19 protein-coding genes and 3 pseudogenes are annotated in these 24,337 nt (G+C 46.4%); 15 read left to right on the top strand and 7 right to left on the bottom strand.

All coding sequences use genetic code 11. From position 1 onward, the window contains the following. Positions 1-6: 6 nt before the first annotated feature. The 14 genes and pseudogenes from NBH01_RS09840 to NBH01_RS09775 form a co-directional block, all read left to right on the top strand. Positions 7-1,188 (top strand): site-specific integrase, encoded by a 1,182-nt coding sequence (locus NBH01_RS09840; RefSeq protein WP_225679045.1) that lies wholly within the window; start codon positions 7-9, stop codon positions 1,186-1,188. Beyond that, positions 1,185-2,345, top strand: a complete 1,161-nt coding sequence (locus tag NBH01_RS09835) for a tyrosine-type recombinase/integrase (RefSeq protein ID WP_060451256.1) — start codon at positions 1,185-1,187, stop codon at positions 2,343-2,345. The genes NBH01_RS09840 and NBH01_RS09835 overlap by 4 nt, the downstream gene beginning before the upstream one ends. Positions 2,346-2,502: 157 nt before the next feature. After that, entirely contained in the window at positions 2,503-3,132 is a 630-nt protein-coding gene (locus NBH01_RS09830; RefSeq protein WP_025867462.1) for a recombinase family protein, read from the top strand. A gap of 1,366 nt (positions 3,133-4,498) precedes the next feature. Continuing rightward, positions 4,499-6,754, top strand: a complete 2,256-nt coding sequence (locus NBH01_RS09825; RefSeq protein WP_225679047.1) for a TonB-dependent receptor family protein — start codon at positions 4,499-4,501, stop codon at positions 6,752-6,754. 55 nt (positions 6,755-6,809) lie between these two features. Next, complete coding sequence (locus NBH01_RS09820) at positions 6,810-10,184, top strand: SusC/RagA family TonB-linked outer membrane protein (protein ID WP_250700083.1); 3,375 nt, start codon at positions 6,810-6,812, stop codon at positions 10,182-10,184. Between the two features lie 11 nt (positions 10,185-10,195). Beyond that, positions 10,196-11,725 carry a RagB/SusD family nutrient uptake outer membrane protein gene (locus NBH01_RS09815; protein WP_118418028.1) on the top strand — a complete coding sequence of 510 codons (1,530 nt, stop codon included), beginning with the start codon at positions 10,196-10,198 and terminating at the stop codon, positions 11,723-11,725. 34 nt (positions 11,726-11,759) lie between these two features. Then, positions 11,760-12,731 (top strand): putative zinc-binding metallopeptidase, encoded by a 972-nt coding sequence (locus tag NBH01_RS09810; RefSeq protein ID WP_008776950.1) that lies wholly within the window; start codon positions 11,760-11,762, stop codon positions 12,729-12,731. Positions 12,732-12,737: 6 nt separating this feature from the next. Continuing rightward, complete coding sequence (locus NBH01_RS09805) at positions 12,738-13,769, top strand: DUF4302 domain-containing protein (RefSeq protein ID WP_008776949.1); 1,032 nt, start codon at positions 12,738-12,740, stop codon at positions 13,767-13,769. 49 nt (positions 13,770-13,818) lie between these two features. Continuing rightward, complete coding sequence (locus tag NBH01_RS09800) at positions 13,819-14,445, top strand: hypothetical protein (RefSeq protein ID WP_008776948.1); 627 nt, start codon at positions 13,819-13,821, stop codon at positions 14,443-14,445. A 15-nt stretch (positions 14,446-14,460) separates the two neighbouring features. Next, entirely contained in the window at positions 14,461-15,654 is a 1,194-nt protein-coding gene (locus NBH01_RS09795; protein ID WP_008776947.1) for a DUF4856 domain-containing protein, read from the top strand. A gap of 15 nt (positions 15,655-15,669) precedes the next feature. After that, positions 15,670-16,833 (top strand): fibronectin type III domain-containing protein, encoded by a 1,164-nt coding sequence (locus NBH01_RS09790; RefSeq protein WP_025867460.1) that lies wholly within the window; start codon positions 15,670-15,672, stop codon positions 16,831-16,833. A gap of 7 nt (positions 16,834-16,840) precedes the next feature. Further along, the gene (locus NBH01_RS09785; RefSeq protein ID WP_225679049.1) at positions 16,841-17,752 is read left to right on the top strand and encodes a hypothetical protein; all 912 of its coding nucleotides are present in this window, start codon (positions 16,841-16,843) and stop codon (positions 17,750-17,752) included. Positions 17,753-17,839: 87 nt separating this feature from the next. Further along, entirely contained in the window at positions 17,840-18,130 is a 291-nt protein-coding gene (locus NBH01_RS09780) for a hypothetical protein (protein WP_234141610.1), read from the top strand. A gap of 119 nt (positions 18,131-18,249) precedes the next feature. After that, positions 18,250-18,945: pseudogene (locus tag NBH01_RS09775) on the top strand (IS30 family transposase); the annotation flags it as partial. 138 nt (positions 18,946-19,083) lie between these two features. Here NBH01_RS09775 and NBH01_RS09770 read toward each other — a convergent pair. Beyond that, positions 19,084-20,088 (bottom strand): annotated as a pseudogene (locus NBH01_RS09770) (IS4 family transposase); the annotation flags it as partial. Positions 20,089-20,277: 189 nt separating this feature from the next. Here NBH01_RS09770 and NBH01_RS09765 point away from each other — a divergent pair. Then, positions 20,278-20,451, top strand: a pseudogene (locus tag NBH01_RS09765) (tyrosine-type recombinase/integrase); the annotation flags it as partial. A gap of 69 nt (positions 20,452-20,520) precedes the next feature. Here the strand turns inward: NBH01_RS09765 and NBH01_RS09760 are convergent. The 6 genes from NBH01_RS09760 to NBH01_RS09735 form a co-directional block, all read right to left on the bottom strand. Next, the gene (locus NBH01_RS09760) at positions 20,521-21,072 is read right to left on the bottom strand and encodes a hypothetical protein (RefSeq protein ID WP_008776940.1); all 552 of its coding nucleotides are present in this window, start codon (positions 21,070-21,072) and stop codon (positions 20,521-20,523) included. Positions 21,073-21,099: 27 nt separating this feature from the next. Next, entirely contained in the window at positions 21,100-22,332 is a 1,233-nt protein-coding gene (locus NBH01_RS09755; RefSeq protein WP_225679053.1) for a relaxase/mobilization nuclease domain-containing protein, read from the bottom strand. Between the two features lie 14 nt (positions 22,333-22,346). Next, the gene (locus NBH01_RS09750) at positions 22,347-22,718 is read right to left on the bottom strand and encodes a plasmid mobilization protein (protein WP_025867458.1); all 372 of its coding nucleotides are present in this window, start codon (positions 22,716-22,718) and stop codon (positions 22,347-22,349) included. Between the two features lie 201 nt (positions 22,719-22,919). Further along, complete coding sequence (locus NBH01_RS09745; RefSeq protein WP_250700082.1) at positions 22,920-23,570, bottom strand: hypothetical protein; 651 nt, start codon at positions 23,568-23,570, stop codon at positions 22,920-22,922. 71 nt (positions 23,571-23,641) lie between these two features. Continuing rightward, the gene (locus tag NBH01_RS09740) at positions 23,642-23,989 is read right to left on the bottom strand and encodes a hypothetical protein (protein ID WP_008776936.1); all 348 of its coding nucleotides are present in this window, start codon (positions 23,987-23,989) and stop codon (positions 23,642-23,644) included. A gap of 4 nt (positions 23,990-23,993) precedes the next feature. Then, a complete protein-coding gene (locus tag NBH01_RS09735) occupies positions 23,994-24,326 on the bottom strand; it encodes a helix-turn-helix domain-containing protein (RefSeq protein ID WP_004311699.1) in 333 nt (110 codons plus the stop codon). Between the last annotated feature and the right edge of the window lie 11 nt (positions 24,327-24,337).

Raw genomic sequence — 24,337 nt, 5'->3', positions numbered from 1 at the left:
AATAAAATGGGACGAAAGAAGAAAGAAATCCGTTTGAAGGAGCCTGTGCGCATCCGAGAAAAGAAGATAGCAGGTGGCAACATCAGCCTCTATCTTGACATTTATCAGAATGGATTGCGCAAGAAAGAGACTTTGAAACTCTATCTTGTGCCAGAAGTCAACACTGCTACCAAGTTGCAAAACGCCAATACAAGAAAGTTGGCAGAGCAAATCAAGGCGCAGCGCATTCTTGACATCCAGAGAGAGGGTCTTGTGGATTGGGACAAGGTGAAGAAGTCACGCATGACACTTACCAAGTGGATGGATGACTTTGTGAAGTACAATGCCGAGTTGTCTGAGTCTTCCATGAAGACAAAGCGAAACACTCATACTCGCATTGACCAATACCTACTATATATAGGCAAGCCAGAGTTTCTGTTGAAAGACGTGGACAAGGAGTTTTGCAAAGGCTTCATTACTTTTTTGAAGACTTGCACCTACAATGATGGAAAGAAACAACTCAGCACCACCACTTGCCGTATGTTCGTCAACTATTTCGGCTCGTCATTGGCAAAGGCAGTAAGGGACGGACTGATTGAGCAAAATCCATTCTTGCTGTTGGAGGCAAAGGAGAAGCCACAGAAGCGAGTGGCTGAGCGTGAGTTTCTGACGATAGAGGAAATAAAGAAGGTGATGAACACACCATGCCGTTATGAACTGGTGAAGAAAGCCTTTCTGTTCTCCTGTTTCACTGGTCTGCGATATAGCGACATGAAAGCCTTGAACTGGAGTGAAATCCACAAGGCTGCTGACGGCAAGACAGAATACATTGACCATATCCAAGTCAAGACCAAGGATAGAGTAACCATCCCCTTGTCGGAAGAAACAAAGAAGTGGATGCCTAAAAGAGAAGAAGGCATAGACAACATCTTCCACAACTTGACAATCACATCTACAACTGTAGAAGTGGTTCTGAAAGAATGGATGGAGGCAGCAGGAATAACCAAGCATATAACTTACCATTGCTCACGACACACGGCGGCAACTATGCTCCTGACCCTTGGTGCAAGTATCTATGTAGTAAGCAAGATACTCGGACACAAGAGCATCAAGATGACGGAGATTTACGCCAAGATTGTTGACAAGAAGAAGTTGGAAACCGTGAACCTCGTGAACGGAATGTTTGACCAAATACCAGTAATACAATGAAGATAGAAATCAAGGAACGTAAGCTGACGGAAGGCAAAAGAGCCTTATATCTGGAATACTACGAGACTGGCTTCCGCAAGAGAGAAAACTTGCATCTCTATCTCTTGCCCGATGATGCCGTTGGTGCTGCAAAGCACAATCGGCTTACATACAACAAGGCTATGGAGATACGAGCAGAGCGCATCCTCACCCCTCCTGTATTGGAGAAAGAGAATGCCAAAAGCGAAGAACAAGGTAACGGCTTGACTTGGCTACAATGGTGCGATGACTATATCAAATGGTCTGTTGATTGTGGCAACTGCAAGAAGATGATAGGTCATAAGAATGTTGTCCGCAAGCGTATCGCCACTTATCTGCGAAGAGTAGATAAGAAAGACATCCTGCTGAAAGATGTCAGTAAAGATGAAATTTGCGGTCTTTTTGATTATATGCGCAACAAGTATCGCAACAAACGCCAAATCAAGACCAACGGAGGACGGTTGGCTGATTACACATTACTGTTGTTTGAGGAAACTGTCAAAGCGATATTTAACAAGGCTATGCGTGAAGGACTTGTAAAATTCAATCCTGTACACAGTCTAAACAAGTTGGAACGCTTCCATGCTCCTGACAAACACAGAGAGTATCTTACGCCAGAAGAACTCACACGTTTCCTGGCGGTGGAAGCTGAATGTGAGAATGAACGAACCGTACAACTGGCATTTGGCTTATCATCCATGACTGCCCTTCGCCTTGGCGATATGCAGCATCTAAGGTGGTGTGATATTAAAATGATAGATGGCGTGCCGACAATCAGCATCATACAGCGAAAGACAAAGCGTCCTGCCATTATTCCGCTCAATGAAATGGCGCAATCGTTGTTGCCACCTCGGACGGATGACAATCCGGAAAGTCTTGTGTTTCACCTTGTCAAGAAGTCAGACAACGTATCGAAATACGTAAGAAGACTTAAAGAAAAGGCAGGCATAGAAAAGGATTTGACCTACCATTGCTCACGGCATACGACAGCATCGTTGGCTATCTCAGCAGGAGCAGACATATCAGCAGTGAAGGATGTTTTGGGACATGGAAGCATCACTTCAACCGAAGTTTATGCAAAAGTGGCTCTTGAAAAGAAGATAGAGGCGGTCAATCTGTTTAATGGCGTGTTTGATTGAGACATACAGCAGGGTGCGAACAATGGGAAGTCTTACTTCTTCCCTTTTGTTGGGAAATTGCCGTCAGGCTGTATTCAAAAAACGCTTGTGTTCAAATAAATCTGCAAGACTTATCTGGACACAGGCTTTTTCATGTTCAATTTAATCTTTGATAAAGATGACAACAGGAATAATATACGCTCGTGTCTCCAGTATTGGTGACAGGCAGAGCACGGAAAGACAGGTCAAGGACTTGTCGGAGTATGCAAAGTATAAAGATATCGAAGTCCGTAAAGTCTTTGAGGAGCATATCTCTGGCGCGAGGAAGAATGAGGAGCGTCCAGTGTTGTGTGAGGCAATAGCTTTTTGCAAGGAAAAACGCATAGGCATTCTTCTTGTCAGCGAGCTGTCAAGGTTAGGTCGCAATGCGTTTGAGGTTCTTGCCTCTGTCAAGGAACTCATTGACTGTGGCATCAACCTCTATATACAAAAGGAGCAGCTTACTTTATTGGACGATGATGGACATCCGTCCCTCTTCGCCCCAATAATGATAGCCACGCTTTCTACCTGTGCGCAATTGGAACGTGAAAATATCTCGTTCCGTTTGCAATCAGGCAGAAAGCGGTATATAGAGAAAGACGGAAAACTTGGTCGCAAGGTCGGCTCGGTAAAGACAGTAGAGCAGATGAAAACGGAATATAGGGAAGTAATAAATCTGCTCCGCAAAGGATATTCCATAAGGGATGTGGCAAAGTTGAGTGGCAAGGGTATAAGTACGGTTCAAAGAGTGAAGAAACTGTTTACATGAAGTGTACTATGCAGTAGTGACTCACTTACAACCAAATATTTTATGCTAAAAAAGTGAAAAATCTTTGGCAATTTCAGCCAAATTGAATAAATTTGCATTTAAATTAAAATGTTTTACGCTATGGCAAATCTAAACAGGCTAAAAGTAGTGCTTGCAGAACAGCAGTGACTATCACTAGAAAGGCTTGACAGATTTGAGTACGATTAACTAATTCGTTTTACACTCTTAATATAGGTTCACTAATCAACTTTACACTTAATGTTGAGTGAACTAAATCGGTTTACATTTAGCCTTCATTGAACTGAATGGCTTTACAGTAATTTAGACTTAGGACCAAGAACGCCTATCTCCGATATGAACGCAAATTTAATAGCTTAGCCTTGAAACTATAAATAGTTCAAGAAAAAAATATATCTTTGCAGTCATAAGCCGAAGAGGAAACGTGCTCTGCTGAGGAGCAACCCGCCAGCAATAGGCTTAGCACTACACTGAAAGTAGATTCAGACGAGGTTGCTTTATAGGTGATCTCGTCATTTTATTTTCAGGAAGTGCATATGGCTAAGAAAACCTATTCCATAGGACTGGGCAGTTTTGCCTCCCAGGGATTTCTCCAACATCTTTTTTGAGGACCTTCCTGCAAATGTGCAACCTCTGGCGTTTGCATGCCTATACTTCTATGGGGTCGTTCCGTATTGTAAAACAGGATAGTGTAGCAGTAAAATATCTAAATATTTATGGCATAAAGATTTGGGGTAAACAAAAAGATCTAACTTTGTACTCCGAGAATGGGAGTGAGTGTGCTTTCAACAGATAGTCAAAATAGCGGTCATAAACCAGTCTGTTTGCTGCTACATTTCTGCTACACAAGACTATCAGTACAAAAGGTAAATATTTAGATAACAGCGATAAGGAAATACCGTGGATTAGTCCTAGCTGGTCCACGCTACGTACTCTGGACAAGAGTAAAACAAGAAAAGATTGAATCAGACAATCGCCGTAACTTCAACGAGTTACGGCGATTGTTCGTTTGTACGGCTGCTCGTTGTGGAGCACATACAGATATTGTATCTCTTTGAACAAACAAGAAAAGGCATCCGTATGACGCGTATTCGTCTCAAAAGAGAAAGAGAGACGCTTGATGCGGCCGGTTTTGCTTGGTCTAACCCGATGTATGAGGCAAGGACTTTGCTATAAATACCAAGAAATAGGTATTGCGGGATCAAATAACTTCAATTAAATTTGCACAAAATTTAACAAATGATTTAAAATCGACTTATCTGCTTGAAGGCAAACAATATTTGGGTGCCATCGTTGAGGCTTGGAGTTCTCAGTGATGAGAAAGCATCATAGGTCTAATAAATTTACTATGCATTATATAAGAAGAATGCTGCTTCTGCTTCTCGCACTGACACCCTTAGGCGTGTGTGCCCAGACGCAACAAAGCACAAAAACAGAGAGAAGAAGTGCGATGACCGATTCGGTGTACAGGTTGACAGAGGTGGTGGTGCGATCCAATCAGATGTTGGGTAGCAAGTTTGAGGTCCGCAACCGTACGGGGGCGGCTTATTATATCTCTCCGGAGGAACTAGGAAAGTTTGGTTATACCGACATCAACCGTATGCTCAAGAGCGTGCCGGGAGTGAACGTGTATGAAGAAGACGGTTTCGGATTGCGGCCGAACATCAGCCTGCGTGGTACGAAAGCCGAGCGAAGCGAGCGTATCTCACTCATGGAGGACGGAGTGTTGGCTGCTCCGGCGCCTTATGCCGCTCCCGCGGCCTATTATTTCCCCAATGCCGGGCGCATGTATGCCATCGAGGTGCTGAAGGGGAGCAGTCAGGTGCAATACGGTCCGTTTACCACCGGTGGCGCTATTAATATGGTGTCGACGCCCATTCCCTCGAGATTCACCGCCAAGTTGAACACCTCTTACGGCAGCTACAACACGCTCAAGTCGTATGCAAGCATAGGCAACCACTTTAAATATACGGGCTTTCTGGTGGAATATCTGCGCTATCAGTCGGATGGTTTCCGCAAGGATGAGCCGAACGAGCGCACGGGATTCAAGCGCAACGACCTGATAACAAAGTTCTCGGCACAGACCAATAGGGATGAAGGACTCAACCATTTGTTCGAACTGAAGTTTGGGTTTGCGAATGAGACTTCTGACGAGACTTATCTGGGATTATCGGAAAGCGATTTCGCCATGCGTCCCTACTTCCGCTATGCTGGTGCGCAGAAAGATAATTTAAAGACCCGTCATACCCAATGGGTGGCTACCTATCTGATAAAGGCTGGCAGCAAATTTAAGATAACCACAAACTTATATTATAACTATTTCTTCCGCAACTGGTATAAACTGAACGAGGTGAGGGCAGGCATTACCAAGGCCGAACGCCGTTCGATCGATGCCGTGCTGGCTGATCCGGAGACCAATCGAGACTATTTCGATATTGTTACGGGCAAGAAAGACTACATCGGCGAGGCGCTGATGCTGCGCGCCAATCATCGTGTGTACCGCTCGCGAGGCATACAGTCGAAGGGTGAGTATCGTATGATGCTGGGCGGTGGCTATCTCACCGCGGAGCTGGGCGTGCGCTATCATGCCGACAGTGAGGACCGATTCCAGCAAGACGATGCTTATGCGATACAAGGCGGGCGTATGAGTCTTTTCTTGGCGGGACAGCCGGGCGACAATGCCAACCGCATTACCACGGCTCATGCCTGGTCGGGCTATTGGCTGGGAAAATGGTCGAAAGGCATTCTCACGCTCACAGTCGGTATGCGCTATGAGGATGTGGAACTGCTGAATCGCAATTATACCAAGGCCGATCCGCGTCGTACGGGCAAGGTGCGCATTGAGACACCCAACCACGCACATGCTTTGTTGCCGGGATTAGGATTCAATGTGAAGGTACTGTCTGTCCTTTCGGCTTTCGGAGGAATTCACAAGGGGTTCGCACCGCCCAGCGCCGTGCTCAACCAAAAACCTGAAAGCAGTGTGAATGTGGAAGCCGGACTGCGCCTGACGACGCAAAAGATGAAGTTCGAGGCCATCGTCTTTAACAATAACTATTCCAATATGCTGGGAAGCGACTTGGCCGCACAGGGCGGACAAGGCACGCTCGACCAGTTCAATGTAGGTAAGGCTATGGTAAACGGCTTGGAACTAATGTTCCATTATCTGCCGCTACCCAGGCATTTCGCCGTCCAGCTGCCCATTCAGCTTTCCTACACATACACCAATACCGAGATGAAGAACGATTTCATAAGTTCGGCTTGGGGAAATGTGGTTTATGGCGACGAGATACCTTATATATATAAGCACGCTTTCAATGCTCAGATAGGCATCGAGCATAAATGGGTGGAAGCAAACTTCGGAGCACGCTATAATGGTGATATGCGCACCACGCCGGGGCATGGAAAGATTGCCGAGCGTGAGAAGATTCCCGCCCATCTGATTTTGGACGCTTCGCTAAAAGGGCATATCAATAAGAATATCACCATCACACTGAATGCCATCAACTTGGCCAATAAGAAATATTTGGTATCACGCCATCCCGCCGGATTGAGGGCCGGCCATCCTTTTGGCATCTACGGGGGCGTCCAGCTGCATCTGTAAAGCAAAGGCAGATTATAGTCAATAAAGCAAGTAGAATCATCATTGTAAAAAAAGAATGTATAGACTTATAAACATAAAGAAAGCATTGACAACCGTCTTGTTGTTGTTCACGCTTCTCACCGCGGTGGCGCAAACAGCCGGAACCGTTACGGGAACGGTGAGGAACGAGCAGGGCGAAACACTCATCGGAGTGCATGTGCAGGTGTTGGGAACCAAGGCAAAGGCCGTGTCTGATGTAAACGGAAACTTCACCATCAAGGCTGTGCCGGGACAGACATTACAGGTAAGTTACATCGGCATGCTCACACAACGGGTGAAAGTCGGTGGGCAGCCATTGAATATCGTGCTGAAAGACGACAGTCGGCAAATAGACGAAGTCGTGGTAACAGGCTATCAGAACATCCGTAATCGGGTATACACCGGCGCTGCCACATCGGTAAAGATGGATGACATCAAGCTTGAGGGTGTCGCCGATGTATCACGAATGCTCGAAGGACGCGTGCCCGGCCTGTCGATACAGAACATATCGGGTACATTCGGATCGGCGCCTCGTATCAATATCCGGGGTGGCGCCTCTATCATCGGCAATGTGCAGCCGCTGTGGGTTATCGACGGTGCGGTGTATGAAGACCTTGTACACCTCAGTCTCGACCAACTGGCATCGGGCGATGCCGTGACACTCATCAGCTCGGCCGTATCGGGACTTAACCCGGCCGACATACAGGACATACAGGTGTTGAAAGATGCTTCGGCCACATCGGTGTACGGTGCTCGGGCTTTGAACGGCGTGATTGTGATTACCACCAAGTCGGGTAGGAGGGAATCTCCCCTGCGGGTAACTTACTCCACGGAGAATACCGTGCGCCTGAAACCTCGTTATAGCGAATTCGACTTGCTCAATTCGCAGGAAACGATGTCGCTCTATCAGGAGATGAACGACAAGGGCTATTTCGGTATCAGCAATTCACTTTACGGAAGACGCAGCGGAATCTATTATCAATTATACAAGGGAGTGAGTACCGTCAATCCGGCAACGGGCACCTATTACCTACCCAATACGCCCGAGGCAAGGATGGATTTCCTGCGCAAACACGAATATGCCAACACCGACTGGTTTGATCTTCTCTTTACGATGAAGCCCATCACTAATCATGTGATAACGCTTTCGGGCGGTGGCAAGAACACGGCTACCTATGCGTCGATAGGTTTCTATCACGATGCGGGATGGACCGTTACCGACAAGGTGCGCCGACTTACGACCAATTTGAAGAATACCTTTTATATAAACGATAAGCTCACGGCTATGCTCACGGCACAGGGTAACATCCGTTCGCAGAAGGCGCCGGGCACGATGCCGCAGCGCAAGAACAATACGCTTGGAGTATTTGAGCGCGATTTCGACATCAATCCATTCACGTATGCTCTCGGAACAAGTCGCACTCTGCGCCCCTATAATGAAGACGGGAGTCTTGAGTACTACCGCAATAACTGGGCGCCATTCAACATCTTCAACGAATATGCCAATAACAAGATGAACATAGATGTGCTGGATTTCAAGATACAGGGTGAAGCTACTTATAGGCTGAACGACGACATCGCTATCAAAACCCTGCTGTCTACGCGACAAGCATATACCAGTACGACCCACGAAGTACATGAAGCCTCGAATATAGTACAGGCTTTCAGAGCCAATGAAAATCCGTTTGTCGCTCAGCAGAACATCTATCTGGTGCACGATAAAGACAATCCGCAGCTCCAACCCAAGGTCGGGCTGACCCATGGAGGTATACTAAACAAGACGGAAGCCTCGCTGAAAAGCGTCTTGGCTCGCATCGCCCTTGATTTCGATAAGCGTATGGGCGAGCATGATTTAAAGGCTTTTGCCTTTACCGAGGTACGATCGGCTGTGCGCACGGTCAATCCTTTCCAAGGTTATGGCATTCAGTACGACAGGGGAAATCAAGTCTACACCAATCCATTGATATTCAGCAAACTGATAGGCGAGGGTAACGATTATTTCAATCTGCACAAGAGAAACGACCGGGGGGTTACTTTCTCGTTTAATGGAACCTACGGCTATGCGGGTAAATATGTCTTCAATATGGTGTTCAACAGCGAAGGCTCCAATACTTCTGGCAAAGGAGCGCGTGCGTTGTGGTTGCCCACATGGAATGTGGGAGCCAAATGGAACATCGACCAGGAGGCCTTTATGAAAGACAATAAGACGATTTCCAGACTGGCTTTGCGCGTCAGTTACGGCCTCACGGCCAAAATGAACGAAGAGGCCATCAATGCTAATTCCATTTACAAAAGCGGCATTGTGAATCGCCATAACTTCAACGATAGGGAGAATAAATTCAATATCCTGCATTTGGAAAACAGAGACCTGACATGGGAAAAAATGTATGAGCTGAATATCGGTGCGGAACTGGGACTGTTCAATAACCGCATCAGCACGACATTGGATGTGTATCAGCGTAACACTTTCGACCTGATAGACCTTGTGCGCACCTCTGGCGTGGGCGGTCAATATTATAAATATGCCAACTTCGGCGACATGCGCACGCGAGGCGTAGAGTTGGGGCTACATACCAAAAATATCGTAACGGACGGCTTCAGTTGGAGTACTAGCCTCACATTGAGTGCAATGGATCAAAAGATTACGCGCCTGCAGAACACGCCGAATGCTTTTGATATGGTGGCGGGAAGAGGTCGTGGAAACATCGTGGGCTATCCGAGAGGTTCGCTCTTCTCGTTTAATTTCCAAGGTCTGAACAACAACGGACTGCCCACATTCGACTTCGGGCTTTATCCATCCAGCCAAGGAGAATACTCAAATATTGCTGGAGCTGACTTCCTCGATACGCAGTATGCCAAGTCATATCTGCTGTATCACGGACCGATAGAGCCGCAAGTGATAGGTGGCTTGTCCAACACATTTAAATATAAAGATTGGGAATTCTCGTTCTTCATAACGATGCAGGCAGGCAATAAGATTCGTCTGAACCCTACATTCGACCCCGAGTTCGGCGACTTGAATGTCTTCTCCAAATCTTATTACAACCGTTGGCTCAATCCGGGCGATGAGTTCAAGACCGATGTTCCCGCGCTTCCTTCTCAGGAACTGATTGCAAAAGTAGGTAAGGAGAATATCGAGCGTGCCTATAACACATATAATTACTCGCAGCAGATGGTGGCCGACGGAAGTTTTGTGCGGATGAAGAATATCTCGTTGGGATATAACATGCCTGATAAATTTCTGAAAAAGGTGAGGCTGCACGCAGCAAACCTACGCCTGAATATCACCAATCCGTTCCTGATCTATTCAGATAAGAAGCTCAAAGGACAGGATCCGGAGTATTATAAGTCGGGTGGGGTGTCGCTTCCTACGCCTAAACAGTATACTGTAACATTGAACATAGGTTTTTAACAAGAAGAAATATGAAAAGAAATATATCATTGTTGCTATTTGCGACAGCAGCTTGGCTATTCGTCGGCTGTAACAACTTCCTGGATAAAAGTCCCGATTCAGAACTGAATGTTGATATTGACTCCGAGGAAAAGATTGCGGAACTGCTTACAGGAGCTTATCCCGAGGCAAGCTATATCCCCTTTCTGGAGCCTCGCACCGATAATGTGGAAGAGCGTGTCAACGGTGTACATTCGCGGCTGAATGAGTCCATGTTCTTTTGGGAGGACTACGATCAGGAAGACCTCGATACGCCTTTGAACTATTGGAATGCCTGCTATAAGGGCATCGCACAGGCCAATAAGGCTTTGGAACTACTGAGTCGCTATCCCAAGAGCGAACGTGTAAAGGCCTTGTATGGAGAGGCCTTCCTGTTGCGAGCTTACCTGCACTTTATGTTGGTCAACATCTGGTCGGAACCTTATGGGGGAAAAACGACCAATCCGGGCATTCCTTATATTACGAAACCTGAGAAAAATGCTTTGGTAGACTATCAGCGAGGTACGGTGAACGAAGTCTATGCCCAAATCGAAAAGGATTTGAAATTGGGCATATCCTTAGTTTCAGACATCTATTATAAGCATCCTAAGTTTCATTTCAATAAGAAAGCAGCCTATGCCTTTGCCTCTCGCTTCTACCTGATGAAGGGAGAATGGAAAGAGGTCATTGCATATGCGGACTATGTTCTTGGCGGAGATCCCAAGACACAGCTCCGCCCTTGGCGGCAATATGCCGACGTATTCGAGTTCAACCACAGAAGTCTCTATCGCAGATATGCCGCTGCGAGCGAGCCGGCGAACTTGTTGCTGACCACTACAGAGTCGCGTCTGGCACGTACTACGCCCAGCGAGAAATATGGTTCCACATTCAATACGGTAGACAAGATTTTTGCTCAAAAGGGCATTGAGGGCGGGGGAGATTATGCAAAGATGAACTTCATAGGTACCTATATCTTCACTTCGTCAACCGCTCCTGTTACTACCGGTCGCTATTTGGCCAAGTTCGACGAGCTTTCTACCTCCGAAAGCATCGGCACAAAGCCCCGTGGACTTTATGTAACGAATGTGCTCTTCACCGTCGACGAGGTGCTCTTAAACCGGATGGAAGCCTATGCCATGTTGAAGAATTACAGCCATGCCATCGACGATTTACTGCAATATATGCAGGGAAAGTTCGGGTTTATGCCCTCCGTAGACCGTGCCGTGTATACATCTACAAACAGCGACAATTATAATATCTATACTCCTTTCTACGGGTTGACACTAAAACAGCTGGCCATGGTGAAACTCTTCCTTGATTTCCGGCAGAAAGAATTCTATCAGGAGGGTCTGCGCTGGTTCGACATACGGCGTTTCCATTTGGCCGTAAAACGCTCGTCGAAGAGTTCCTACTACTTCCCGCTGGAAAAAGAAGACCCCAGAAAAGTGCTCCAGATACCAACCGAAGCCATTCAAAGAGGTCTTGCCGCCAATCCGCGCGAGCGCCAGGAACCAATCCGATAAATCCTATCAACATCCAAACAGATAAAGTAAGACAATGAAAATAAAGATAAGAAAGACAACTCTTCTGCTCCTCACGGCACTCACTCTCACAGGATGCGACGAAGAGAAACTGAGCGACAGAAGCGTGATTGACGACGGTAAGCAGCAGATAGAAACCACGCAGCTGGATAATTGGATACTCGACAATATCACCAAACCCTACGGCATTGAGGTAATCTATCGCTGGGAAAAGAATACCGGCTCTACGGGTACATTCATTTATCCACCCAAATTAGAGAATGTGCGTGCGATACTCGAGGCTGTGAGAGAATTAGGTTTAGAGACCTATCGACTGAAAGAAGTGGGAGGAGCAGACTTCCTGCTCGGTCGTCTGCCCATCAAGCTGTATCTCTATGGCGGTGGAAATCCCGATGAGAACGGGGTGGAGCGCCTCAATAATCCGCAGCTCACGGCAGCGGAGATGTGCCTGTACAATGTGAACGACTTCAATCCGGGCGATGCCGACAAGATGTTCGTACTCATGCGCAGCGTACACCATCAACTGGCCAAGCGTCTTATGCAGCTCATCGCTTACGACCGTGATAAATTTTTCACCATCAGCGGGCATCGTTATACGGGTTCTACCGAGTTGATAGCAGCCCAGTTGGGCTATGCCTCTACTGGAAAAGAGAAGTTCGGACTGGATGCTTATGCCAATAAGCGAGGATTCTATACAATGCTCTCGTTCCTTTCGGCTGAAGACGACTTTGCTGAAATCATCAGCGCCACGCTCACCAGTACGCCTAAAGAGGTGTATGACGCTACCGTTACGGCAAAGACGCCTGATACGGATGTCGACCCGGAAGTGAATGCGCGTTATGCCAAAGAGGCAGAACAGGCTTATAAGGAATTTACGGAAAAACAAGCCTTCGTCAATGAATATGTGCAGAAAAGCTGGCATATCAATCTCAAGCAGATGCAAGTGATCAGTGTTCGCAGAATCAATGCCTATATAAAACAACATTAAGAAAAAATGAATAACAGATATATGAAATACTGTCTTGTATTGGCGGCCTTGTTGTTGGCAGCTTGTTCTTCCAAGGACGATGTGTTCGATAAATCTCCTTCGCAACGCAGCAGCGAGAGTATTACAGCCTTGAAAGCCGAACTTGTGAATGCGCCTTATGGCTGGCGGGTACTCTATTTTCCCAAAACCGACTCGCTGTTGTTCTCCAATCCGTCGGAACTGATCTCTCAACATGGATTCAGGGGGCACTACGGTTATGGCGGCGACTGCTTCACGATGAAGTTTGCGGCTGACAATACCGTAGAGATGTGGGCAGATTTCACCGACCAAACAGCGGCTGAGGCCGTGAAGAGCGAATACCTTATCGGCCGAAACAGCTTCACCCAATTGAGTTTCTCTACATATAACTATATACACAGACTCGTGAACGACCGCTTTGCCGGAGCTTCAGATTTCCTTTATATGGGCAAGAATGAGGATGGAGACTTGGTGTTTCGCACGGCTACTTACCTGCAGCCGGCACGCGAATACATAGTCTTCACCAAGCTGAGAAGCGCAGAGGAGACAACAGGCTTCGTGCGGAAAGCTTACGATAATCGCACATTCTTTGAGCAGATGGTCAATCCGCAGCTCCTTATACATAGGGGCGGACGCACCTATTTCCGGAGCGACATCTACATCAAGCGCAATGTGGAGACCAATCAGGCTTTGCTCAAGGAAATCAAGGAAAAGAAATACTATCTCTTCCTTTTCACCCAAAAGAAGAATCCCATCCCGGGCTACCCTGCCAAAGAGATGACCGGCCTTGGCTCTGGATATGCCGGGACAGAGCACGGCATAACATTCAGAGCTGGTCTGCGCTACGACAGTAAGACCATGTTTTTCGACTTTCAGCGTAAGGGCAACCGATTTGTGGCTGAACTGGTATCGGTCTACGACCCGTTGCTGCGTAGCATCCGTTTAGTGAGCAAGCACCTGCATCCCGAAGGAGAGTTCACAGGACTCGAAGCGGAAATATGGGACGAGCCCGTAGAATGACAAGTGAGAACATAAAAAAAATACATCATAGAAACAAGGACAAGAGACAATGAAGATAAACTTGACAAAATACACTTTGATAGGCCTGACCCTGCTCACGCTGGGTTGTTCGAGAAGCAGTGAAGATTATGCCGATGAGGACTATGAGAAGCTGTTCCCATTTCCCGGTATTGAAAAGCCGAAGGTCTCCTATGAAGACCAAATCGTGCAATTGGGCGATCCCGACGCACCAGTTTCGGACTATGTATATCCAGGAGTGGACATTACCGAGAATGTGAGGGAATATAAAGTAACGCTTACTTGCTCGTTCAATGAAGTGGATATTCTGGGGCAACTTGTAGGCGAGGACGATATCTCTTCCCGCTATACGATTCATTACATCGCTCCCGACAAGCAGTTGCGTATCGTATCAAGCAATAATGGCGACGAGACGGCACATCTGTTTCTGACCAACGGTAAGGAGCAAACCATCACATTCGCGGCCAAATCGGGTTACCCGATGTATCTCTGTGTCAACGGAGTGGGGCCGCGTGGATCGTCTGTAAAAGCCACCATCTCTGCTATATCCGAAGACGGGTTCACTATTGTGAAGCCGCTGAGCGTGAACGAGCATCAGAACGAAGAAGGCCTTGACAAAATCAAGGCTCCGTTCTGTGGCTACATCATTCTTCCTTAATATAATATTAGAAATATGAAAAAGAACATTGCAATTTACATCATGTTGCTCTTGGCTCCATTGACATTCCTTTCGTGCGATCAATGGGGGGGTGAGACCGTGGAGTCTGCTTATCGCGAACCGCAGATCCCTGATCCGACCTATCAATTCAAACGCAATGGTAGCAGCAGTATAGACTATCTGGAATGCGGCCTTCTGCGCGATCCGCTTGACTATATTTACAACAGTTATCTCAAAATCGCTTCGATAATGTATCAGGCCAATATGGACAAGGTACAGGACTATTTCTGCAATGGAGAGTTCGGCTTGAAGCCCAAGGAAGAGCTGGCGTCGTCTCCTCTGCACAAGGCCGACAGGGCACGCATACTGAAAGATGTGGAAGACATCTTTCAGACAACGGGCGTGTTGAGTGGACTGTCTAAGCCGAGTCCCGGAACTTATCGCAACCGCAAGGCAAAACCCGGACAAGGCGGATATGTGGGCACGAATATCGGTGATGTCAACATTGCCTTCGCCAACGAGAAAGGAGTGATAGTGGCAGAGTTGTTCAATGGCATCGTATGGGGGGGGGGCTATTTGGATAAGATCCTCAATACGCATCTCAACGACAGTCTATACAACGACACCCGACTACGCCGTGAACATGAAAGCACAACACTACTCCCGGGACGGAACTATACGGAACTTGAACACCACTGGGACCTTGCCTATGGCTATTATCAGTATTGGCTGCCCTTCATACAGACAAGCGGCCTATCTGTGTTGCGCGAAAGCCGAATTAAGATCTACAATGCCTTTGCAATCGGCCGTCAGGCGCTCACCGAGTTTCGCTATGAGGAAGTGCAAGCTCAGTTGCTGCTTATTAGGGACGAATTGTCGAAAGTGGCTGCCGTGCGGGCTATGAGCCTGCTGGTCGGCGAGATAACCCTTGTCAACTTAGATGAAGACATCAACAATGCCTTGGTGTTTCTTTCCAAGGGCTGCGGTGCCGTTTACGGACTGCAATTCACCTTGCAGGCCTCGGGTAATCCCTACCTTTCCTACGAAGAAGCAACACATTTCATCGCACAGCTCACGGCCGGCAGCGGATTGTGGGACAAACAGCGGCTGCTTGGCTCGGAATCGACCGAAGGATCTCTCAAGAATGTGGCGGCGGCCATCGGTAAATGCTATGGGCTGACACTCGACGATATTAAACATTCCAATTAGCAAACTTCACACAGAATGATACATAGAATCTATTTCATTTTATTATTATTGTCGCTTTCGTTTACGGCGAAGGCACAGTTGGGGAAAGAACTAATTCCCAATGGCGGATTTGAAGAATACGCCAAAGTTACGCCTCCTCCATCAGGAGAAGACGACGAAGAGGATGAGGAGGAAGAACCTCCCGGCTATTTTGATCCTTATCAAAAACCGCTTTATTGGTCTTTCAACTCGTCGTTGTTCTATACGAGAATCAAGGATGCACACAGCGGTGTATTCGCCGTGAAAGTATATCCCAATGGGGGCTCGTTCTTCTCGCGCGACGAGAATTTCAACCCTTATCACATCGCGATTGAGGCTGGCGGAGAATACCGCCTTACCTATTGGTATAAGGGTAATGTCAAGAATCCCAATATCACGGTAACAGTAGACTGGTATAAGGGCACGACATCCATAAAGAAAGAGACGCGCGACAAAGAAAAAGCAACGGATTTCTCGGATCAGTGGCAACAGAAGACATTTACATTCAAGGCTCCTGCTGGAGTAGACAAGGCTGGAGTGGGCCTCTATATTGAAAACGATTACAAGTCGGCAGAATCCGGCGGTTGCATTCTTATCGACGACATCTCATTCGTGCAGACCAAAGAGGGGAAACCCTCAGCGGCGCTCGAAGCGCCTTCCAATGTCGTGGTCAGACCGCAGCAGCGAGAAATGGAGCTGTCGTGGAATGCCATTGCCGAAGAAAATGTAAGCTATCAAATCATAATGAATGGAGAAAAAGTGGCTACTACAGAAGGGACATCCTATATCGTCGAGCGACTCGAACCGGGCAAATCCTATCAGTTCAGCGTGTGTTCTGTCAAGGGGTCGGATATATCGGCTCCTTCTGCTCCGCTCACGCAACAGACCCAACGGATGAATACGGGCATTGACAAGGAAGATCGCGTTCCTTATTTGTACACAGTGCGTGAGGTCGGAACCTGTCCCCGCACACTGCGGCTGTTCTATCACGATTTGGCCGATCCCGACGCCAAAATCATATACAGGGTAGACGGAATGCCTGTGACGCCTGTTAATGGTAGCATTATCTTCACGGGCAAGGGGCAGCATATCCTGCAAATCGAAATCACAGAGACGCCTGAACGCAAATGGGATATAGAATACAAATTGAATGTGGATTAGAAAAACGATGAAACAAATACTTTTTTATTTGCTGCTATGTTGCGGCATCGTGTTTGCTGCATGCGACAGCGACAACGTACAGGAAAAGAAGGACATCCGCTTGGGAACTGACAACATCACCGAGGTTTCGCTCAATAAGCTGTCTACCCGAACCATTATTCTCAGCGGGGGAACTGGAAAATATATGGCCAATGTTGCCGACTCGAAAGTCGCGGAGGTCAAGATCAGCAAAGATACCTTGCGCATCAGTGGGATATGGGAGGGACGAACCTATGCCACCATCATTTCTGGCGACTTCAAAAAGCGTGTGGAAATCAACGTGGTGGTTCCTGAACTCAGTATCAGCCAGTCGGAAATAAGACTTTATCCTCGTGATGAAAGTAAGTTCGTGAGCTTGAACGGTGGGGGAGACATCGTCGACTTGAAGATAGAAGACCCGGACAAAGTAATCAATGCGAAGTGGAACGCAAAGACCAACATCTTGGAAATTCAAGCCTATTACGAGGGTGAGGCGATGATACGGGTCATCTCGCAAGACAAGAAAGAGAAGACTCTGAAAGTCGTTGTGCGCTGCGATGGTACGGCCGGTCGCGTGGGCATCTATGGCACCACTTCGCACAGTCTTTACGAGCAGATGAACACGGTGATGGCCGTGCGGCGTCCCGGTGTGGGAGTGTGGCTCTGCAACGGTGCGCACCCATATTCTTCCCGGAAGGTTTTGAAGATAACACCTGCTGTTGTCAATCCCGTGGCTGGAACACATATTGATGTCTCGTTCTCGATGCTTTATCCTGATGAGTTCGCAAGTAGCGGATTGAAAGAGGGCAATTGTAAATTATACGTAGAAGAGGTGAGGAAAAAAGATGTTGTGCTTCGTGGTCGGGGTTTCAAGATTGTCATACCTTACGAGAAGAAATAAGACAATATTTCCATATCTTTACCAATTCTTCGCTAGGAAAAAAAGGTATATACGAATCCGATTTATTAATCAAATAAAAAAAGAACTATGCAAATCTTTACATTCAGAAAAGGCCTGACGGCAATAGCGTTATCTTTGCTTTGCTGTGTGGCTTATGCACAGAAAACGGTGATATTGGAAACTCCCGGAAAACTTTCCGAGAAAATATCCGGGGCAGAAAAGTATACCACAACCTCTCTGGTAATATCTGGTCCTATTAACGGAGCTGATATTTTATTTCTCAGGGAGATGGCCGGCAGAAACCAAGAAGGGGGCAAGACGGAGGGAACGCTGCAGTGTCCAAATAGAAGTGCAACGATTTTCGGGGTAAAACTATGAAAAACACTGCGGGGGAAGCCTAAGTGGCGGGGGCGCAAAGCCCCCAAGAACGTCTGACAGCAATACAAACAAAAAAAGGAGACCGAAGTCTCCCAAAGATTAATTATTCTTGTATTGCTATGTACAATCAATTAACCTCAGAACAAAGGTACGAAATATACCTGGGAATAAAAAGGAAGTGGAGCATAAGTAGAATATCTCGCGAAATCGAGGTGTCCGCGTCCACTGTACTTCGAGAGATCAGACGCAACAGCAACACCAACGGCGAATACGTGTGGCGCACAGCCCAACGCAAGGCGGAAGCGCGCAAGCACGGGCTGGAGGGCAATCACCGCAAGCCGGCGGAATTATGGTGGCGTATCGAGCAAATGATAGAGGAAGAGGACTGGTCACCATCGCAGATTGCCGGCGTCTTGCGCAAGGAGGGTATTCATATCGCAATACAGACCATCTACAACCACGTGCATGCAGACGCCAGCGGACGTCTTGCGAAACATATGCCGCATGAGCTGAAGTATACCAAGAGAGTCAAGGCGACACGCCCCACCAAGGCCACAAACATAGCCAATCGCACAAGCATCCACGACCGTCCCAAGGAGGCGGACGGCACACGCTTCGGCGATTGGGAGATGGATACCATCGTGGATTCTTACGGCCACGCCATTGTCACGCTTACGGAACGTTCAACCAACTTCATTCTGATGGAGAGACTGAAGTGCGGACGCAAGGCTGTGCCTACGGTGAAAGTCGTGGCTAGGCTGCTTTTCCCGTATAGGGAGTTCGTTCACACGATAACCACAGACAACGGATGCGAATTGGTTTTGAATGATTGAGTCCTTTGGCTTAGTTATGAGGTCTCTCAAATCCACCCTTTCTAGTGCGGAGATCCTTATTAAGGTAGCCACCTCGGTGATTGAATACGGACTTTTGTAGTCAGCCTTGATTTTGGCGATTATCAGATATGCAATAATAGCAACCCACAAATGAGTACGTACTACATTCTCTGAATATCCCCACAAGTTCTTCACTACGATATTCTGCTTTATCCACTTGAAGAAAACCTCAATATCCCATCTATGACGGTATAGATTGGCGACCTCAATGGCACTGATCTCAAAATTGTTGGTAATAAATTCCACATCATTGCCTGTTACCGAGTCATGGTAAGTAACCATCCGGATTGGTTCTGGGTAGAGTTTCTTCGACTTATGGGTAGTCAGCTTTATGATAAAATCGCCACAGATTCCTGTACTTGGATCAAAGTCAAGACGATGGTTAACGACCTCGTATCTCATATTATCTTTGGGACGACTTATCCAATATGCACCGGCTTTATGAAAGCGAAACAAAGCAATGAAATCAACATATGCTTTGTCCATCATATAGAACGCAAATGGCTCAGGCACAATCTCATCCAGTTCATTGCTGTCATGCCATTTCCCATCTGTAATATGGATATTTGCAGGAATGCTTCCACGAAGATCCAGCAGTGTGTGCATTTTGACTGCGCCTTTGCTATACTTGCCCAATGCCCATGCAGCCAGAACAATGCTTGTTGAGATAGTTGTGGAGTCAAGCGCATAGAGGACATTGTCTATTGTTATCTCAGTAACCTTTGTGTTTGAATACATTGGTCGGACGATACTGATTAAATACATGCCAAGTCCTTCGTAGATGCGATAGTCTCTTTTCTCATTAGCACGACATAAATTGGATTGATTGACAGACTTGCGAATTCCCAAGTGGTATATGCTACTTCCATGAGCCTCTAGGCACAGACAAATATCACGGATGGATACGCAACCAGTAATCTGACCAAATAGCAGGTGAAGCAACTGGTTATAGCAGGATAAATCTTTTGCATGCCAGTCACCTTTGTACTTCTTCACCAACTTGTCAAATTGGTATCGAGGTATGAAGTCGATGACTTGAGCAAAGATATATTTGCCGATGTTCATAATCTTGCAGTTTTGGCTGCAAAATTACTCAATCAATTTCAAATCAAAAAACAAAGAACGCTTGTAAATAATTAAATATCAAATATATAACTATAGTTAAGCGAATAATATCGCATCACTAGTAAGCATTAAACAAGAAGATATATGCCTATACTACAAATTTAAGCCACGGACTTATGCAACTGTGCCGTTTATCCGCATTCATTCCGTCATCGCTATGCTAAGAATTTCTTGGAAAAATTCAATGACATAGCATTACTTGCTGACCTCATGGGGCATAAAAGCATCGAAACCACTCGCATATATCTGCGAAGAAGTAGTCTAGAACAACAAGAGATTGTTGATAAGGTAATTACTTGGTAATGTCGTTCGGGCAAACAACAGGTCGCCAGTTCTTTACACGGTGATGGAACTGACGACTTACTGTCGCTTTCACTTGCATTTCAAAACGATCCACACGACTATTGTTGAAATAGTAAAGATGAAGCATGGCAAGAAAATCCATAGCAAAGTCTTCATCCAAATGTTAGATAGCCATACGCCCTCATTCTGTGCCATTTTGTTTGCCATATTATAGAAATGACTAGAGAGTATTTTCTTAGTTTCATTTCTGTGTTCTTCCAATAATTGCGTTCCACCAACAACAATCTGCTTTTGGAGCTCAGAAAGTTTGTTCAAATCATCAGAGGAGAGTTTAGCCTTGAAGGTGAAGGCATGGAATTTTTCAAAAGTTTCAAAGAGATGTTGAACAGCAGCATTTGCATCGTCCACAACCTCATTGAAAGCGGTAGTGGCTTCGTTCAAAGAATCCTTGGCTGCAGAGATACTGTTATTTGCTGCATCAAGTTTTACTCCAGCCTCCTTGTATGCTTGCAGTTGTCGGTCGAACCTATCTGAAGCCTTATCGGTTTCGATATTCTTGTCAATCGTGTCCTTAAAAGAACCAAAATCCATATCTGAGAGTTTACTTTTGCCTATTGCCATAATGAAAATTTTTATGGTTGTATTTTGTTATCTGTCATATCCCCGTTTCTTGCGTGGACTGCATAAGCGGTTAGCCATCATAGCACAACGATGCGCCCACGAAAGTTCATCCTCGTCTTTGTCTCGTCCCCAACCAGAGGTTGCACCACCTCCGCCACCTCCAGACTGGGCAGCTATAGTTGTTGCAGCATCAATGTATTCAGCAAAGAGAAGAATTGCTGTCTTTTGCACGTCCTCAATCTTGGCAAAAACATTGTCTGCATCAAGGGCGATATTCTTGTCTATGACATCAAGACATGGTTGCGGAATATCCACAGGGTAATGATGGAACTCGTCTGTGGAGAAGTTGAAATGTCGCATCTTGGAAGTGTTGTCCATAGTGTGCATTGGCTTTGCCATTGACACAACATTTTTCGGTTGTCCATTTTCTGCACCCCTTAGCGAACCAACAATTGGCCTTTTCCATTTCTGCGGATGCAATTTTGCCCAAGTCTTTTCTATCTTTGACGGCATGAGACAACGCCCTTTGCCGAGTTCAGAAGACTTGTAAATGGAGTTTCCTCGCCTAATGGAATACCCACGCACTTGTCCTTTACTGTCGGATTGTAGTTTGACATCATATCCTATTTGCGTGAGGCATTTTGTGTATAGTCCCCAATCAAAGCGTGGCATCCTGGCTAAAACTGACAGGCAGTCCTGCGCTATCATGTCCTTGTTTCGTTGGCTCACCTCTTGTGCATCTTTCCAACCTCGTTGTTGTCCAGTCTTGGATGCTGCCATCATTGCTCTCTCATAGATGTAATGGGCATCGTTCACGTTGCCCTTTATGTCTATGCGGTTTGCATCAATGTGAAGGTGCATAATGCCACTCTTGCTGTCACGATGAAGTGCAACTACATATTGGCTGTCTTTGAGATTGGTTGCCTTTGCACTTTTGCGCTTCGACTTGGCGGAAAGGTCAACAGCATCGAACTCACGGATAAAGTCATCCGCCAACCTCTGCCAGTCCTCTATCGTCCACCCTTGTGTTTCATCCGAGGTTGGGGAAACTTCAATACGTATCATGTTACGTTTGAGCGGATGATAACGGTTCAACCTGTCCTCAAACTTCTTCTGCAAGGCAAGCATTCTTGCCCACATTGCCGTTGGGGAAATATCATCGGGCAAGAGATTGGTCTTTACAATCTCCGCCTTGTCCTTATCTACTGAGTAACGTATGGCATTTGCGCCATGACTTATTACCTTTGCTTTTGCTATCATAGATGTCGTATGTTCTATTGTGTTAAGTATTTCTCTATCTCAATCATGCGGTTCAAGATTACCTCTACACTTGTTCTCCATCGTTTCATGAAGATTTCGCTGCGGAGAATATTCTCACGTTCCGTAAGCGGACGACCTTTGAGGAAGCCGAACAATTTCTGTATATCGCCCCTGGCATCCGATAGGCTGTTCAAAGCCTCCATTTCTTTGTCAGTCAAGCGTTGTTTGGGATATTTGCCCTCCAACCGCTTGCGTGCGTATGCGCTTGTTGTCAGTCCGCAAAGAGCAGCATATTCCGCTATCTCCTTATGAAGCTGTGGCGTAAGCCTTACTATTAGGCGGCTCGTATATTTCGGTGCCTCCTTTTCTATATTCTTCTTATTCATACCAAGTATTGCTTCTATAAAAGTGTGCAACCCAATGCGAGCTTGCGAGCGTTCAAGAAGTCCATTGGCATACGGACAAACGAAGTGCGTTTGTATGACATTGGTATTTCTTGCATAGCACTGCTATCAGAGTTTACGCACATGCACGCTACGCACTGTGGCTGCACATGTTCACAGACTTATTGTATAACGGTTCTCAAATTACCCAAGTAACAGCAATTGTGGGGCATCCTCTGCTTCCATCTGTTCCTTGAAGAATTGCCTTCTGGCTTCTGCCTCCAGTTCCATGTCTGAAACGCTTGGCGGTGGAACATCTTCCTCCTTGCCATTATCGCCATTTCCAGAAGTTAGGGAAGAAAAGGAACTGTTGGCAAGTTGTGTAGGAGAAGTACCGCCATTTTTGATGGGTGGATCTTCCTTGTTAGGGAATGCGGTTGTGGAAGCAGAAGAAATTGACTTGTCATAGTTACTTCTTTGGTTGATGGGAACATAGTGAGGATTGACACACTTCTTGCCATCAACAATCCATGCTGAAATGCAGAGCAAAGTGTGAACACTTCCCCGTCTTGTCTGTATAGAAGAAAGGATGCCCAATTTGTTCATGTGGTCAAGCATCTTGGAGACGGTCTTTCGGTCACACTTCCATAGTTTGGATAGAGCCACCTCAGATATGTTCACTTCCCACAATTCTGTTGTGGATTCCCCAACCTCATTTGAGGTTTCAATCTGTCGTGTCACAATCTGAATGAGTTGATAAAGGCATGAAAGGCGATTGATGCCAGCCGTGCCACCCATCAGATAGTTTACTTGTCCGTTACTCAGGATAATGCTGTTGAAAATATTACTGTTCATCGTTGTATGATATTAGTTGTGTAAATGTTTTGTTACTGTCATGCGGAAAATCTCTGCGGTGAAAAGAGAAACTATCGCCTCATGCCGAAGCCTCTTTCTGGCATATAATACTCCTTGTCGTATGCGATATGGTCAAGCACACATTGCAGTCGGTCAAGTTGAGGACTATCAAGCACTTGTATGGCATTGATGGTGATTTTCTGTGATGCTATTCTTCGATGCTCACAGTTTCTTTCCGACATGGTTCCGTCACCGTCTGCAAATACTGAATGCAGGTAAGCGTTGACGGATTCCGTCTGTTCCTTGCTTGGGTAAGCGGCAGGAAAGCGGTCGGAAATGTAGTCTACCATATTGCTGACCGCATTAGCCAACAGAGGGTCACGTTTTTGCAGACTGTTTACAAGTTCATCTTTCGTCATGATGCTATGGTCTATTGTTCATTTCATTCAGACGGTTTGCAGCCTCCAGTCTTATCTCCTCCTCCGACATTGCTCTTGCTCCTCGCACCCAGTCAAGCAAGGCTTTCTTCTCAAAGAAGATGAGCTTGCCAGCAGGCTTGAAGTACGGCAACTGGTTAAGATGCGTCATCTTGTAGAGCGTACTCTTGGCAATGCCGAGAAAGGCGGATGCCTCTTCAAGGTTCAACACTTCCTTTGTCATATAGCAAAGGTTTTCCAACTTGTTCACTCTCGACTGAAGCTCCACTATCTTGCGCTCATGGTCGAGGTTCATCTTTAATGCGTTCTTTTCTGTCATAATTCTGATAT

It is taken from the genome of Bacteroides sp. B1-V-101 (assembly GCF_023656585.1).
Classification (GTDB): Bacteria; Bacteroidota; Bacteroidia; order Bacteroidales; family Bacteroidaceae; genus Bacteroides; species Bacteroides thetaiotaomicron.
This window is presented reverse-complemented; position numbering and strand designations above follow the sequence as displayed.

Coding starts and splice junctions, on each gene's coding strand:
- NBH01_RS09795 (WP_008776947.1), top strand. CDS start 14,461: ATGAAAAAGAACATTGCAATTTACATCATGTTGCTCTTGGCTCCATTG.
- NBH01_RS09760 (WP_008776940.1), bottom strand. CDS start 21,072: ATGGCAATAGGCAAAAGTAAACTCTCAGATATGGATTTTGGTTCTTTT.
- NBH01_RS09740 (WP_008776936.1), bottom strand. CDS start 23,989: ATGACGAAAGATGAACTTGTAAACAGTCTGCAAAAACGTGACCCTCTG.
- NBH01_RS09780 (WP_234141610.1), top strand. CDS start 17,840: ATGCAAATCTTTACATTCAGAAAAGGCCTGACGGCAATAGCGTTATCT.
- NBH01_RS09805 (WP_008776949.1), top strand. CDS start 12,738: ATGAATAACAGATATATGAAATACTGTCTTGTATTGGCGGCCTTGTTG.
- NBH01_RS09815 (WP_118418028.1), top strand. CDS start 10,196: ATGAAAAGAAATATATCATTGTTGCTATTTGCGACAGCAGCTTGGCTA.
- NBH01_RS09745 (WP_250700082.1), bottom strand. CDS start 23,570: ATGAACAGTAATATTTTCAACAGCATTATCCTGAGTAACGGACAAGTA.
- NBH01_RS09835 (WP_060451256.1), top strand. CDS start 1,185: ATGAAGATAGAAATCAAGGAACGTAAGCTGACGGAAGGCAAAAGAGCC.
- NBH01_RS09840 (WP_225679045.1), top strand. CDS start 7: ATGGGACGAAAGAAGAAAGAAATCCGTTTGAAGGAGCCTGTGCGCATC.
- NBH01_RS09830 (WP_025867462.1), top strand. CDS start 2,503: ATGACAACAGGAATAATATACGCTCGTGTCTCCAGTATTGGTGACAGG.
- NBH01_RS09755 (WP_225679053.1), bottom strand. CDS start 22,332: ATGATAGCAAAAGCAAAGGTAATAAGTCATGGCGCAAATGCCATACGT.
- NBH01_RS09820 (WP_250700083.1), top strand. CDS start 6,810: ATGTATAGACTTATAAACATAAAGAAAGCATTGACAACCGTCTTGTTG.
- NBH01_RS09825 (WP_225679047.1), top strand. CDS start 4,499: ATGCATTATATAAGAAGAATGCTGCTTCTGCTTCTCGCACTGACACCC.
- NBH01_RS09735 (WP_004311699.1), bottom strand. CDS start 24,326: ATGACAGAAAAGAACGCATTAAAGATGAACCTCGACCATGAGCGCAAG.
- NBH01_RS09800 (WP_008776948.1), top strand. CDS start 13,819: ATGAAGATAAACTTGACAAAATACACTTTGATAGGCCTGACCCTGCTC.
- NBH01_RS09750 (WP_025867458.1), bottom strand. CDS start 22,718: ATGAATAAGAAGAATATAGAAAAGGAGGCACCGAAATATACGAGCCGC.
- NBH01_RS09790 (WP_025867460.1), top strand. CDS start 15,670: ATGATACATAGAATCTATTTCATTTTATTATTATTGTCGCTTTCGTTT.
- NBH01_RS09810 (WP_008776950.1), top strand. CDS start 11,760: ATGAAAATAAAGATAAGAAAGACAACTCTTCTGCTCCTCACGGCACTC.
- NBH01_RS09785 (WP_225679049.1), top strand. CDS start 16,841: ATGAAACAAATACTTTTTTATTTGCTGCTATGTTGCGGCATCGTGTTT.